We start from the raw sequence: 14048 nt of genomic DNA on the forward strand, positions 1-14048 counted from the left end.
GCTTCATACTTTCGTCAGGGCTTCATAGATTGCCGCGTAGTCGGCCTCCGCCAATCCGGCGGCCATGCCGCGTTCGCAGGCGTTCTCAAGCGCTTGCGCTGGGGCGGTGTCGATGCCGGCGGGCCCGGCAACGGAGCGGAACAGCGCGATGTCCTTGCGCAGGTGCTTGAGGGGGAAATTGGGCGAGCTGTAGTCGTGACTGAGGTATTTATCGAGCTTTTTATCGAAGGTGGCGGCATAGAGCGCGCTGCCGCGCAGCAGCGACATGAACAGTTCTACATCGACGCCCTCGTGTCTGACCAGACCCAGGCTGAGGCTGAAAGTCGCTGTCAATCCGCTGATGAGCTGATTCATGGCGAGCTTGAGGGCGGCGGCCTGGCCAAGTTCGCCAATGTGCCGCGGCTGCTCGCAGAGCGCATGGAAGACCGGCTCGCAGCGGTGGAATAAGGCAGGGTCGCCGCCTGCCATCAGCAGCAGGTTTCCGCTGCGCGCCTCGGGCAGGCTGCCGAGCACGGGCGCTTCCAGATAGTCCCCGCCGCGTTCCGCCACGCGAGCGGCCAGACGCCGGCTTTCTTCCGGCCCGATGGTCCCCATCTGCACCACGCACTTGCCGGCGAGCTCAGGGACTGGGTCGGCATCGAGCAGGCTGGCCTCAATCGCCGCCGCATCGCTCAGCAGCAACAGGGTCAGGTCAGCTGCTGCGACGGCGGCTGCAGCGCTGGCGGCGGGCTCGATACCCTGCTCGGCCAGCGCCTCGGCTTTTGCTGCGGTGCGATTCCAGCCGGTGACGGTAAAGCCCTGAGACTTCAGCCGCAGCGCGATTTCCGCGCCCAGGAGTCCCAGGCCGAGGACGGCCAGGCGTGGCGATGTGTCTGCGCTCATGGTTACCTCACACTATAAATAAGAATTTCGCACATGCGCGTACCTGGCCGGCTTATAGTTGGCCCGCGCGCAACGCACTGATTACCTGTGCAGTATCCGGTCGCAAGCCGCGCCAGATCAGGAAGGATTCCGCCGCCTGCTCAACCAGCATGCCGAGACCGTCCAATGCACGCTTTGCGCCCTGCTCTCGCCCCCAGCGGCAGAAAGGTGTGAGCTCTGGCCCGTAGAACATGTCGTAGACCCAGCCTAGGTCGGCCAGACAGCGCGGCGGGAGCTCGGGCACTGTCCCTACCAAACCAGCGGACGTGGCGTTGATGATCAAATCGAACCGCTGCTCCCAGAGCGCGTTCAAACCACACCCGTTGACCCGCCCATGGTTGCGGACCGAATCCGCCAGTGCCACGGCCTTGTCGGGGGTGCGATTGGCAATGGTCAGCACGGCGATGCCGGTCTCCAGCAGCGGCAGCACAACGCCGCGCGCAGCGCCACCTGCGCCCACCAGGAGCACCGAACGCCCGGCGAAGGAGAAGCCATGATTGTCCGCCAGATCGCGCACCAGCCCAACCCCATCGGTATTGTCCCCGTGCAGCAGACCACCGTCGGAGACGCTCAGGGTATTGACGGCACGGGCCTCGCGCGCCCGTTCGCTCAGATCGTCAAGCAGCTCCCAGGCCAGTTCCTTAAAGGGGACCGTGACATTCAGACCACGACCACCGGCTGCCACGAAGGCACGCACATCCCCGGCGAAGTCCTCCGGGTCACCGAGAATCCGAGCGTATTCCATATCCTGGCAGGTCTGCTCGGCGAACGCCGCGTGAATGGCGGGCGATTTGCTGTGCGCGATCGGATTGCCAATCACGGCATAACGGTCTGTCATGTCCCCTCCATTGGGCTCGCCAGGGTCAGCCATTCAGCCAGATCGCGGCCTGCTTGGCGTAGTAGGTGAGAATGCCGTCGGCGCCGGCGCGTTTGATGCTGGTCAGCGCCTCCAGCACCACGGCTTGTTCATTGAGCCAGCCGTTCTGACTGGCGGCCTTGAGCATCGCGTACTCGCCGCTCACCTGGTAGACGAAGGTCGGCGCGCCGAAGTTGTCTTTCACCCGGCGGACGATATCGAGATATGGCATGCCGGGTTTGATCATCACCATGTCGGCGCCCTCAGCGAGATCAAGCGCCACCTCATGCAGTGCCTCGTCGGAATTGGCCGGGTCCATCTGATAGCTATACTTATCACCCCCACCAAGGTTGGCTGCTGAACCCACTGCATCCCGGAAGGGACCGTAGAAACTCGAGGCATACTTGGCGGAATAGGCTAGGATGCGCGCGTGAATGTGGCCGGCCGACTCCAAAGCCTGGCGCACCTCGCCAATGCGCCCGTCCATCATGTCCGACGGGGCGACGATGTCGGCACCAGCCTGGGCGTGGGAGACGGCCTGCTTGACCAGCACCTCCACGGTGGCGTCGTTCATCACATAGCCAGCGTCGTCGATCAGTCCGTCCTGACCATGAGTCGTGAAGGGGTCGAGCGCCACGTCCGTCACCACGCCAAGCTCGGGCACGGCGTCTTTTAGTGCCTTGACCGCGCGCTGCGCAAGCCCGTCCGGATTGAAGGCCTCGCGCGCATCGAGCGACTTGGCCCCCATGGGCGTGACCGGAAACAGCGCCATCGCCGGAATACCTAGCGCGGCGATCGCGCGCGCCTCCTCGACCAGCAGATCGATGCTGAGGCGCTCAACACCTGGCATGGATGGCACCGGCTCGCGCTCGCCGCGCCCTTCGAGCACGAACACGGGGTAGATGAAGTCATCGGGGGTCAGCACGGTCTCTCGCATCATGCGGCGGGAGAAATCATCGCGGCGCATGCGGCGCATGCGGGTGACGGGATAAGCGGCGCGAATGGGGGCAATATCAGGCATGGCGGCGAAAGCTCTCTCGAGTTGAGAATGAGACCGAAGCGATCAACGGACCGATAAGATACCGGAAGCGAAGTCCCGCTCCAACCGCAAAAACGCACGCCGATTTGAAGCAAATGCCCATTTGTGCGATTTTTGCCCTCTTGTGCGATGCCAATGGCCCGAATACCAACCCCAATGACAGACCGGACCCGACCATTGCAAACGCCGCTGCTTTCAATTTTGCCTCTTGCGCTAGGCGCGGCTTCGCAACTGCCCAGTCGTGCATGCGCGTTCGGCTCAGCCGCATTCCTCTTTGTGTTCTCACTGAGCGCAATGGCCGGCGCGACCTCAGCGCAATCGACTCCAGCACCATCGACCTCAGCACGATCAACTCCGGCGCCATCGGTTCCAACGGCACCTGTCCCAACGTCATCTGCTCAGGCGCCATCGCCCCAGACAACACAACCACCCCGACCTGCATCCCAGCCCGATGAGGCGGCCATGGTCGCGCGTCTGAATCAGGGACTCCCCTGGGAATACTGTGGTGCCAGACCGGATCGGCTCGGCCCCTTCTCCGAGGCGCCCATCCCTGGCCCACTCACGCCGATCGACGTCGAAGCCGGCGGACTCATCTATCACCAGGACACCGACGTCGCCGAACTGCTCGGTGGCGTCCATCTCAAACGCGGATCGCAAGAGGTCGATGCGAGTTCGCTGCTGCTTGAGCGCCAAACCGGACAAATTACCGCCCGCGGCGAGACCTACCTTGCTTACCCCGGGCTTCGCCTGCTTGGCGAGGATGCCAAGGTGAGCCTCCACAGCAACCAGGGTTCCATTGCTCATGCCAGGTACCGCTTCAGCGGCAAGGCCAATCTGCGCGGCCGCGCGGATCAGGTCGAGATCGCCTCGCCCGAGCTCATGCACCTGAAAGACGTGCACTATACCGCCTGCCCGCCGGGCAACCGGGCTTGGTCATTGCAGGCAAAAGAGCTCGACCTCGACAAGGCCAGCGGACGCGGCAAGGCGCGCCATGCGAAGCTGTTCCTCGGCAATGTCCCCATCCTCTACACGCCTTGGGCGACTTTCCCGATCGACGACAGGCGCAAGAGCGGATTTCTGGTGCCCAGCATCGGCAATTCGGATGACAACGGTTTCGACATTACGCAGCCTTATTACTTGAACCTGGCCCCGAACATGGACGCCACTCTCTACCCGCGCTACATGAGTAAGCGCGGCGCCATGTTCGGAGCGGAATTCCGCTATCTGACGCGCCAGGATCACGGCACCATCAGCGGTGAAATCATCCCCAATGACGGCGCCTACGACCAGGGCTCGCACACCCGCGGCGCGATCCATGTCGAACAGAACGGACAATTCCAGCAAAGGTGGGGAACCTACATCGACTATAACCTGGTCTCGGACGATAACTACCTGGAAGACTTCGGCAACAGCCTGGATGTCACCAGCACCAGGTATCTGATCCAGCGCGGGGACCTGAGCTACACCGGCAACGGCTGGACACTCCTTAGCAGCATGCAGGCCTACCAGACCGTCGACTCCGAGATCCCCCCCGAGGATCGCCCTTACGGACGCCTGCCGCAGATTCTGCTCACCACCAAAGACTTCGAGCTTGGTGCCGGCCTGAAGGGGGGATTCCAGGCGGAATACGATTACTTCGACCACAACCAACTGGTTCATGGCCAGCGTTTCACGCTCTCGCCGCGCCTGAGCTTGCCGCTGCAACGCAGTTTCGGGCACCTGACTCCCAGCCTGGGTGTGCAGCTCAGCCAGTATCAACTTGAGGACCAGGAGGAGGGGTTGCCGGATGATCCGTCCCATGTCATCCCTACCTTCGACCTGGACGGACGTCTGGTGTTCGAGCGCCCGATCAACTGGCTTGGCGCCAGCGCATTGCAAACGCTCGAGCCACGGCTGTTTTATCTTTACACGCCATATGTAGACCAAAGCGAAACCCCGGTCTTCGACAGCTCGGAGCTCGATTTCAGCTTCTCCAACCTCTTCCGTACCAATCGCTTTACCGGGCGCGACCGCATCGGTGACGCCAACCAGTTCACCCTGGGCCTAACCTCACGCACCCTAGGCCATGACACGGGAGAGGAGCTCTTTCGCGCCAGTCTCGGGCATATCATCTACTTTGCCGATCGCCAGGTGCAGATTGACGGCTCGGAAGAAACCCGGTCGGGCTCGCCCATTGCCGGGGAGGTTGCCGCCAAGCTGATCGATCACTGGTCCGGGCGCGCGAGCGTGCAGTGGGATTCGGCCGCGGTAGCAGGAGACACCAATTGGGAAAAGCGCGCGCTGCAACTTGAGTATCGCCATCCCGCCAACGACCGTCTGGTGAACCTGGCCTATCGCTTCGATCTGGGCACCAGCGAAGACAACAGCTATGAAGACACCGATATCTCCTTTCGCTGGCCGATCAACCACGGCCGCGCCGAATTTATCGGTCGCTGGCTCTACTCGGTGCAGCATGAGCGCACGATGGAGGCCATCGCGGGAGTCGAATTTGGTCAGTGCTGCTGGCGACTGCGCCTTGTTGGGCGCCATTTCAAGAACAGCCCGGACTCCACCGGCAGCAATTCAGTCATGGTTCAGCTCGAGCTAGCAGGGCTCGGCAGCATCGGCAACTCGATCGACAGCTTTCTGTCGAGTGAAATTTACGGCTACCAGGTCAACTGACATGCGCCAAACTTGCATCCTTCCCCACAGATTCGCAGCCTTAATCGTCCAGCCTTCTCTCAGTTCAGCGAATCCAGACTCGCTGGCTTCCACAAGACGGTGCCCTTTATGGATGACACGGGCATGGCTGACAAGGGCGTGGCTGCTGCCTGCACTGCTGCTAACAGCCGCGTTGGTTCAGCCACAGGTCCTCGCCGCCACCATCCAGCCGCTTGACGCCATCGTCGCCGTGGTCAATGACGATGTCATCGTGCAAAGCGAGCTCGAGAACGAAATCGAGCTGCTGCTGCCCCAGCTCCAGCAGAGCGGTGCCGCCGTCCCGCCGCGGGCAGAGCTCGAGCAACAGGTGCTCGATCGTCTGATTCTCAAACGGCTACAGATTCAGCGCGCGAAGATGATCGGGATCGAAGTCGACGACGCCACCCTGCTCCAGGCCATGGAGAACATCGCCGCGCGCAACGGTATGACGCTCGACGAGCTGCAGCTCACGCTCGAGTCCGGCGGCATCGACTTCAACGATTTCCGCGAAGACACCCGCATGCAGATCCTCACCTCGCGCCTGCAGGCGCAGGAGGTCGCCAAGGACATTCGCGTCAGCGAGCCCGAGATCGACCGTTTTCTCGAGACCCAATCGGACTCCCTGCTTGAGCGCCGCGAGGTGCGCCTGCAGCATATACTTGTCGCCCTGCCCGACGAGCCCACCCCGGATGACATCCGCGCGGCCGAGCAAAAAGCCCAGTCCCTGCTCAAGCGGGTGCGCGGCGGCGAGGACTTCGGCCGCGTCGCGGCGGCCAATTCCGACGGGCGCAACGCCGCCAACGGCGGCGACCTGGGTTGGTTCGAAATGGCCGATGTGCCCAGCCTGGCCGCAGCCCCGGCCCGCCAGCTCGACAAGGGCAAGGTGTCCGACCCCATCCGCAGTCCCAGCGGCTTTCATCTGATCAAGGTCACCGACATCAAGGGCGATGATCCCAAGCCCATTACCCAAACCCATGCCCGTCATATCCTCATCCGCACCAATGAACTGGTCTCGGACGAAGACGCCAAACGCCGGCTATCGCGTCTGCGCACGCGCATCATCGGCGGCGACCCCTTCGAGACGCTGGCGCGAGCCAACTCCGACGATACCGGCTCGGCGCTCAAGGGCGGCGACCTCGGCTGGATTAGCCCCGGCGACACGGTGCCAAAATTCGAGAAAGTGATGAACAGCCTGCCGCCAAATGAAATTAGCCAGCCTTTCCAAAGCTCCTTTGGCTGGCACATCGTGCAGGTGCTTGAGCGCCGCGATCAGGACACCCGCGAAGACTTGTTGCGCATGAAGGCTGTGGAAGCCATCCGCGCGGACAAGGCCGAGGATGCCACCGAAATTTGGCTGCGGCGGCTGCGCGACGAGGCATTCGTGGAAGTTCGCCTCGAAGAGCTCGAACCCGCCGACACGGACAATGCCAACTGACGCAGCCCCCGCGTCTGTCCCGCGCCTAGCCATCACAGCGGGCGAGCCGGCGGGCATCGGCCCGGATCTATGCGCCGCCATCGCCCAGCATGAGCATCCGGCCGAACTGGTCGTGGTGGGCAACGGGGCGCTGCTTCAGCAGCGCGCCGCCGCGCTCGGCTATCCGCTCACACTGCTCCCATTCGACCCCGCACTGCCGCCGCGGCCCCAGCAAGCCGGGCAACTCAAGCTGCTGCCATGCCAAGCGCCGGCGGTCGCGGTGCGCGCGGGGCACCTCGACCCCGCCAACGCCAACCATGTGCTCGCTAGCCTGAGGCTTGCCTGCGACGCCTGCCGTGACGGGCGCGTGGATGCCATGGTGACCGCCCCCGTGCACAAAGGCATCATCAACGACGCGGGCTTTCCCTTCTCCGGTCATACCGAATTTCTCGCCGAGCGCTGCGGCGGCGATCCGGTCATGATGCTCGCGGCTCCCGGCCTGAGGGTTGCGCTGGCCACCACCCATTTGCCCTTGCGTCAGGTCCCCGACGCACTCACGGCGGACCTGCTCGAGCGCATCCTCAGAACCCTTGATGCCGCGCTCAGGCTCGACTTCGGCCTGTCGCAGCCGCGCATCCTGGTCTGCGGCCTCAACCCCCACGCCGGCGAGGGCGGGCACCTTGGGCACGAGGAACAGACCATCATCGCCCCCGTTATTCATGCCCTGCAAAACAAAGGCTTAAACCTGGACGGCCCGCTGCCTGCCGACACCGTCTTCGTGCCCGAGCGACTCGCGCAAGCCGACGCCGTGCTCGCCCTCTATCACGACCAGGGCTTGCCGGTGCTGAAGCATCTGGGATTCGGCAACGCGGTGAACATCACGCTCGGCCTGCCAATCATCCGCACCTCGGTCGATCACGGCACCGCGCTCGATCTGGCCGGCACCGGCGCGGCCGACGCTGGCAGCCTGGAAGCGGCCATCGTCACTGCCATCATGATGGTGAAGGCGCGGCAAAGGGCTGGTGACCGCTCGCGCGGATGAGTGTCTTTTCCGGAACGCCCCCTGACGCGCATCGCGCCGCACCATCCCAGGGGCTGTGCATCACTGGTGACTCAAGGTCTCCGGCTCCATCGCCGCCATGCGCTCACGCACCTGAAGGGCGACATCGAGCGCCTTCAAGCCGACGCGTCCGTCGACTAGCGGAGGTTTTCCCTCTACCACGGCATCGACGAAGGCCGCGATCTCGGCATCAAGCGGCTTGACGGTTTCCAGCGCGACGCTTTCGCGCAGAATGCGCGGGCGCGCATCCCCCTCGGACTCCTCGCAGGTGGCGACATCGAGGCGCTGCTCGGCAAAGTCGAGCGACAGATAATTGCGTCGCTGAAACACCCGGATACGCCGGATTTTCTTGTCCGAAACGCGACTGGCCACCACGTTCGCAACAGTGCCATTGGCGAATTCCAGGCGCGCGCTGGCAATATCCACATGCTCGGTCAACACCGGCGTGCCAACCGCACGGACCTCAGTCAGATCGCTGTCAACCAGCGCCAAAATGATGTCGATATCGTGTATCATCAGGTCGGTGACCACATCAACATCGGTGGCGCGTTCGACGAAGGCCCCCAAACGCTGCGCCTCCAGATAGCGCGGCTGCTTGATACGCTCGGCCAGCGCCATAACACCGGCGTTGAAGCGTTCCAGATGGCCGATCTGCAGCAGGGCGCCGCTGCGCTCGGCCAGCGCGACCAGCTCCGCGCCCTCGCCGGTGGTCACGGCGATGGGTTTCTCCAGCAGAACATGGATACCGCGTGCCAGAAATGGCCGCGCGACTTCAAGATGCGCGCTGGTCGGCACCACAATGCTGACCGCATCAACCTGGTCAAGCAGCGCCTCGGTGCTGGCGCAGACCGAGGTGCCGGCCTCGGCGGCAACGGCCGCTGCCCGCTCGGCGTCGGTATCCACCACGCCAACCAGCGTGACCTGCGGCAACCTGGAGGAGATCAGCGCATGGAAACGCCCCAGATAACCGACTCCGATGACTGCGACTCGCAGCATGTTCAATTTCCGCGGCTCTTGCTGGGGTTGGGCCTGGGCCTGGGTCTGGAATAACTGCTGGGCTTGGCCCAGGACCACCGGGCCTCAACCATCTTCCGCGGCGCGCGCAGACAACTCGCTGGCGACTGGCAGATCGTCATTGCCGTAGAATAGATGGATCTGATAAGCCACGGTCAGGGAGAGCCCCATGGCCACCACGACCAGCAGCAGCGAAAAGAGGTCTATCTTCTGTCGACGCTTGTATGACATGGACTTAGACAGTAAAGCTAAAATTTTTCCGTACCCCAAGTTTACAACAGACTGAAATTTAGGAAAGGTCAAAATTCATAAAAATTTCGATCTAACGGTCGCTGCCTGGAATGGCCAGCTACCGCCCCTGCCACGAGGTCTTACGATGCAGCCACACGCGCAGTCCGAACATGATATTGAGGTCGTCGCCAAAACGCGCTTTTTGCCCGAGCAGTCCGACCCGGCGCGACAGATGTACACCTTTGCCTACACCATCAAGATACAAAACCGCGGTTGCACGCCGGCACAGCTGCTGAGCCGCCATTGGATCGTGACCGATGCCGACGGCAAAGTCCAGGAAGTCCGCGGTCAGGGCGTGGTTGGGGAGCAGCCCTTGATCCACCCCGGCGAGGTCTTTGAATACACCAGCGGCACGCGACTGCAAACGCCCATCGGCAGTATGCACGGCAGCTACCAGATGCTCGCCGCCGACGGCACCCGCTTTAACGCCGAGATCCGGCCCTTTTCGCTCGGCGACCGCTCAACCCTCCACTGACCCGGCAGCGAACACCGCCGCCACCCCTTTTCACCGCCAGCCAAAGAGCAGCATTCTTCACCCATGGCGACTTACGCAATCGGCGACATCCAAGGCTGCTACGACGAGCTCGCGCGCCTGCTCGACGAGCTCGCCTTCGACCCCGCCACCGACCGCCTGTGGTCGGTGGGCGATCTCGTAAACCGCGGCCCCAAATCACTCGAGGTCCTGCGGTTTTTCAAGCGTCTCGGCGCCTGCTCGGTGATGGTCCTGGGCAACCACGACCTGCACCTGCTCGCGCTAGCCGCCGGCAACCAGCGCCATGCCAACGACAGCACCCTCGACGCCATCCTACAGGCGCCCGATCGCGATGAGCTGCTGGACTGGCTGCGCCGGCGCCCACTGTTCTATCGTTCGAAAAAGAAAGAGGTCGCCCTGGTGCATGCCGGGCTGCCGCCGCAATGGGACTGCACCCAGGCGCAGGCGCTGGCGGGCGAGGTCGAAGCGGCGCTGTGCGACCCAGGTTACGCCGAGTTTCTGCAAGGCCTTTACGGCAACGAGCCGAGTCGCTGGCGCGACGACCTGCGCGGCATGGACCGCTTGCGCTTCATCGTCAACTGCCTGACCCGCCTGCGCTACTGCGACGCCGAGGGCACCCTGCTGCTGAAGGAGAAAGGCCCGCCTGGTGCGCAATCGGACGCTGCCCTGCCCTGGTTTCAGGTACCCGGGCGCCGCAGCCGCGACGAGCGCATTATCTTCGGCCACTGGTCGACCCTCGGCTATCACGCCGAGGAAAACATCTGGGCCATCGACAGCGGCTGCCTGTGGGGAGGCGAGCTGACCGCGCTGCGCGTGCGGCGCAAGAAGGCCATCAAGCCCATCGCCATCGACTGCCCCGGCCAGGCCAGGCCGGGCGAATGAGAGTCGCCCGCTTAACGCTCCAGGGTCACGAAGCGCAGAGCGTAAGAATTGCGCGCATCAGCCGGGCGCCGTTCGCAGGCGGTCTCTTGCCAATCACGAGGGTCCCAGCGCGGAAAGCGCACGTCGCCGTCAATGTCCGCCTCCACCCAGGTGAGGTACATGCGCGTCGCCTGCGGCAGCAGTGCCGCATAGAGCGAGGCTCCACCGATCACCATTAGCTCCTCGGCACCCGCGGCCAGCGCGACACCCGCCTCGGGACTGCGTGCAAGGGTCGCGCCGCGCGGGCGGAAGTCCGGATCGCGCGAGACCACCAGATGCTCGCGCCGCGGCAGCAGACCGGGGAGTGACTGAAAAGTCCGCCGCCCCATCAGGATAGGCTTATCCAGGGTGAGCGCTTTGAAATGCGCCAGATCGGCCGGCAAGCGCCAGGGCAAGTCATTGTCGCGGCCGATAACGAAATTACGCGCGAGCGCCGCGATCAGACTGACACGTGCCATATCAACCCGCGGCCATGCGCGACATCGGCTGGGAGCTGGTCTGGTTGCTCGTCTGGGCGCTAGCCTGGGAACTGACGAGGGTCGGCGCCGACCATAGCCGCTCGAGATTGTAGAAATCCCGCACCTTCGGCAGCATCACGTGCAGCACAATGCCGTTTAAGTCCACCAGCGCCCATTCGCCCTCGCTGAGCCCTTCGCTGCCGAGCGGAGGCTCGCCGGACTCCTTTGCGCGGTAGGCCACGGTCTCGGCGATCGCCTTGACGTGCCGGTCCGAGGTGCCCGAGGCCACAATCATCAAATCCGTCACCGAGGTCTTGTCGCGCACATCCATCACCTCAACGTCGTGCGCTTTCATGTCATCAAGGGTGTCGAGCACCAGAGCCTTTAGTTGAACGAGTTGTCGGTCGAGCTGCATGCAATCTCCGTGTCTCGCGCCTTAGCGCAATAAAAAATAGCCGCTGTTGTTTGGTTCAGAGGAAAACTCATGCCTCCTGCCCCGTCATCGGTCCCAATCATAAGCGATATTCGTGTATTCGTCCGAACGAACGCTGAGCGAACGCTGAGCGAATCGGGGGGGGGGTGAACTGCAAGCCCTGACTTTGCAAGCTCCCCGCAGTGCGGTTATAGTTGTGCTTCGGAACGCTGTCGCGGGAGAGATCGGCGCACGGGAATTATCGTCCCGGAACCGACGCCGAAGGCGCAACTCCGCCCGGAATCGCTCAGGCACCCAGGACCGCGAAAACAGCTCCGACTCTGGAGAGCGGTTTGTCCATCCGCCCAATGGGACCATCCTCCCTATGGGACCTCCCTATGGGAGAGGAACAAACCCACCGAAGGGGCAGCCCTGAAAGCCTATAAGCAAAGCTTCATAATACTGCAGCTTACTAGACAAGGCTTATACTACTCGGTCTCGCGCGCTTGTTTTCTAACGCTTGCATGCGCGGGCCGTCGGACAGGGCAAACTCTCAGGTTCAGGACAGAGGGGCGGTTGATAAAAGCAGCGGCAGGCTGCCGGCAGTGCGAACCAGCATTGCAAGCCAAGATTGCAACTCAGCGATTGTCCCAAGGGCGTTGCTTACTTGGCATTGCAACCCCGTGCGCTAACGCGCATTGGTGATCGCCTTGGCGATCAGGCGCCATTGGATGCTCAGTCAATTTTGAGCTTCAGTGGATTCGGGCTGGTGAGTTCTGCCTGCTGATCCGCTTCAACCTAAAACCCCGGTTCCTTTTCCGTCACCCCTGCTCCACTTCCAGAGGCAGCGCCATGGCTCATCGCACGCCCCTCTTTGCCGCACACCAGGCCGCTGGTGCCCGCATGGTCCCCTTCGGCGGCTGGGACATGCCGGTTAACTACGGCTCCCAGATCGAAGAGCATCATGCCGTGCGCCGCGCCGTCGGCGTCTTTGATGTCTCCCACATGCGTGCGGTCGATATCTCTGGCCCGCGCGCAACCGACTTTCTGCGCTACCTGCTCGCCAATGATGTCGCCCGCCTGCCTACGCCCGGTGAGGCGCCCGATAATGCGCCCGGCAAGGCACTTTACAGCTGCATGCTCAATGAGCAAGGCGGTGTGATCGACGATCTCATCCTCTACAAACGCGGCACGGACAGCTACCGGCTGGTGCTCAATGCGGCCACTACCGACAGCGATCTCGACTGGATTCAAACTCAGGCCGCACCCTTTGCCCCCGTCATCACCCGCCGCGACGATCTCGCCATGCTGGCGGTGCAAGGGCCGGAGGCACGCGCCACGGCGATTCCGCTCCTGCCCGCGGGGCTGCGCGCCACGCTCGAGCAGCTCAAGCCATTCAGTGCCTGCGAGCAGGATGAATTGTTCGTCGCCCGCACCGGCTACACCGGCGAGGACGGCTTCGAGATCATTCTGCCGAATGATCAGGTGGCCGATCTCTGGCAGCACCTGCTCGATGCCGGCGCGCGCCCCTGCGGGCTCGGCGCGCGCGATACACTCAGGCTTGAGGCGGGCATGAACCTGTCCGGTCAGGACATGGGCCCGGAGGTCTCGCCACTGGTCAGCGGGCTCGGCTGGACCATCGCATGGGAACCGCCCGAGCGGGATTTTATTGGCCGCGCAGCGCTCGAGCGTCAGCGCAAGGAGCCACTCGCGCAGCGCTTCGTCGGGATCTTGCTGCTCGAGCGCGGCGTGCTGCGACACGGACAGCCGGTCATCTTTAACGATCAGGTCGCGGGCGAACTGACCTCCGGCGGCTTCTCGCCAACGCTCGAGCGCTCGATCGGCCTGGCCCGGGTCGCCGCGGCGGTCACCGACGACTGTCAGGTTGAGATCCGAGGCAGGCGCCTTGCCGCCCGTTTGGTCAAACCGCCCTTCGTCCGGCACGGGGAGATCAAGATCCCGCTCTAGGGCGAATTGTTCCCATTACCCCAGAGCCCGCCTGGAACGCCCGACTGGCCCGAAAAATGCTCCCGTGCGATTCACGCTAATCGTCTTTTTTATTTTCATCGTCACGCCTCACCCATTCGGAGAATCCCATGAGTCAGGTACCCTCAGATCGAGTTTACAACGACAGCCACGAGTGGCTGATGGATAACGGCGACGGCACCGCCACCGTCGGCATCAGCGACCACGCCCAGGACGCCCTCGGCGATCTGGTCTTCGTCGAGCCGCCCAAGATCGGCGACGCGCTCAGCGCCAAGGAGGCCTGCGCCGTGGTCGAGTCGGTCAAAGCCGCCTCCGACATCTACAGCCCCATCAGCGGCGAAGTTGTGGAAGTTAACGAGGAACTCGGCGACAGCCCTGAGCTGATCAATGGCGACGCCTACGGCGCGGGCTGGATCTTCCGCCTGACGATCAGCGAGCCGAGCGAGATCGAAGAACTGCTCACTGCCGAGGCCTACGGCGAGCTGATCGCCGAGGAAGAGTAGC

At 63.2% G+C, this 14048-nt stretch carries 15 protein-coding genes and 1 riboswitch; of the genes, 8 read left to right on the top strand and 7 right to left on the bottom strand.

What is annotated here, in order from left to right:
* Window positions 1-3 precede the first annotated feature (3 nt).
* Genes Thiosp_RS13730 through hemB form a run of 3 tightly spaced genes read right to left on the bottom strand, consistent with a single transcriptional unit; the run spans window position 4 to window position 2798 of the window.
* Window positions 4-882: an NAD(P)-dependent oxidoreductase gene (locus Thiosp_RS13730; RefSeq protein WP_201065102.1), complete on the bottom strand. Its 879-nt coding sequence runs from the start codon at window positions 880-882 to the stop codon at window positions 4-6.
* Between the two features lie 52 nt (window positions 883-934).
* Window positions 935-1759, bottom strand: coding sequence for a shikimate dehydrogenase (aroE, locus tag Thiosp_RS13735; protein ID WP_201065100.1), 825 nt, complete (start codon window positions 1757-1759; stop codon window positions 935-937).
* Between the two features lie 25 nt (window positions 1760-1784).
* Complete coding sequence (hemB, locus tag Thiosp_RS13740) at window positions 1785-2798, bottom strand: porphobilinogen synthase (RefSeq protein WP_201065098.1); 1014 nt, start codon at window positions 2796-2798, stop codon at window positions 1785-1787.
* 263 nt (window positions 2799-3061) lie between these two features.
* Between hemB and Thiosp_RS13745 the strand changes: the two genes are divergently transcribed.
* From Thiosp_RS13745 to pdxA, 4 genes are all read left to right on the top strand, one after another.
* The gene (locus tag Thiosp_RS13745) at window positions 3062-3271 is read left to right on the top strand and encodes a hypothetical protein (protein ID WP_242518387.1); all 210 of its coding nucleotides are present in this window, start codon (window positions 3062-3064) and stop codon (window positions 3269-3271) included.
* A 7-nt stretch (window positions 3272-3278) separates the two neighbouring features.
* Complete coding sequence (locus Thiosp_RS13750) at window positions 3279-5477, top strand: LPS-assembly protein LptD (protein WP_242518385.1); 2199 nt, start codon at window positions 3279-3281, stop codon at window positions 5475-5477.
* A 112-nt stretch (window positions 5478-5589) separates the two neighbouring features.
* Window positions 5590-6930: a peptidylprolyl isomerase gene (locus tag Thiosp_RS13755; protein ID WP_201065095.1), complete on the top strand. Its 1341-nt coding sequence runs from the start codon at window positions 5590-5592 to the stop codon at window positions 6928-6930.
* A complete protein-coding gene (gene pdxA, locus Thiosp_RS13760) occupies window positions 6920-7951 on the top strand; it encodes a 4-hydroxythreonine-4-phosphate dehydrogenase PdxA (protein WP_201065093.1) in 1032 nt (343 codons plus the stop codon). Before Thiosp_RS13755 ends, pdxA begins: the two co-directional genes overlap by 11 nt.
* 60 nt (window positions 7952-8011) lie before the next feature.
* Here pdxA and Thiosp_RS13765 read toward each other — a convergent pair whose 3' ends face one another.
* Together Thiosp_RS13765 and Thiosp_RS13770 are read right to left on the bottom strand one after the other, a co-directional pair.
* On the bottom strand, window positions 8012-8965 hold the full coding sequence (locus tag Thiosp_RS13765) for a Gfo/Idh/MocA family protein (RefSeq protein ID WP_201065092.1): 954 nt from the start codon (window positions 8963-8965) through the stop codon (window positions 8012-8014).
* 84 nt (window positions 8966-9049) lie between these two features.
* Window positions 9050-9214, bottom strand: coding sequence for a hypothetical protein (locus Thiosp_RS13770; protein WP_201065090.1), 165 nt, complete (start codon window positions 9212-9214; stop codon window positions 9050-9052).
* A 145-nt stretch (window positions 9215-9359) separates the two neighbouring features.
* On the opposite strand from Thiosp_RS13770, the gene apaG reads away from it, so the two are divergent.
* Window positions 9360-9749 carry a Co2+/Mg2+ efflux protein ApaG gene (apaG, locus tag Thiosp_RS13775; RefSeq protein WP_201065088.1) on the top strand — a complete coding sequence of 130 codons (390 nt, stop codon included), beginning with the start codon at window positions 9360-9362 and terminating at the stop codon, window positions 9747-9749.
* 63 nt (window positions 9750-9812) lie between these two features.
* The gene (locus Thiosp_RS13780) at window positions 9813-10649 is read left to right on the top strand and encodes a symmetrical bis(5'-nucleosyl)-tetraphosphatase (protein ID WP_201065086.1); all 837 of its coding nucleotides are present in this window, start codon (window positions 9813-9815) and stop codon (window positions 10647-10649) included.
* Window positions 10650-10660: 11 nt separating this feature from the next.
* Here the strand turns inward: Thiosp_RS13780 and Thiosp_RS13785 are convergent, their stop codons facing one another.
* Together Thiosp_RS13785 and rsfS are read right to left on the bottom strand one after the other, a co-directional pair.
* Complete coding sequence (locus tag Thiosp_RS13785; protein ID WP_201065083.1) at window positions 10661-11146, bottom strand: dihydrofolate reductase; 486 nt, start codon at window positions 11144-11146, stop codon at window positions 10661-10663.
* A gap of 1 nt (window position 11147) precedes the next feature.
* Entirely contained in the window at window positions 11148-11561 is a 414-nt protein-coding gene (gene rsfS, locus Thiosp_RS13790) for a ribosome silencing factor (RefSeq protein ID WP_201065080.1), read from the bottom strand.
* 223 nt (window positions 11562-11784) lie between these two features.
* A riboswitch (glycine riboswitch) is annotated at window positions 11785-11892 on the top strand.
* 518 nt (window positions 11893-12410) lie between these two features.
* On the opposite strand from rsfS, the gene gcvT reads away from it, so the two are divergent.
* Window positions 12411-13526, top strand: coding sequence for a glycine cleavage system aminomethyltransferase GcvT (gene gcvT, locus Thiosp_RS13795; RefSeq protein ID WP_201065069.1), 1116 nt, complete (start codon window positions 12411-12413; stop codon window positions 13524-13526).
* A 128-nt stretch (window positions 13527-13654) separates the two neighbouring features.
* The gene (gcvH, locus tag Thiosp_RS13800; protein WP_201065066.1) at window positions 13655-14047 is read left to right on the top strand and encodes a glycine cleavage system protein GcvH; all 393 of its coding nucleotides are present in this window, start codon (window positions 13655-13657) and stop codon (window positions 14045-14047) included.
* Window position 14048: the final 1 nt, after the last annotated feature.

The sequence above is a fragment of the Thiorhodovibrio litoralis genome, from assembly GCF_033954455.1.
In the GTDB taxonomy this organism is placed as follows: Bacteria; Pseudomonadota; Gammaproteobacteria; order Chromatiales; family Chromatiaceae; genus Thiorhodovibrio; species Thiorhodovibrio litoralis.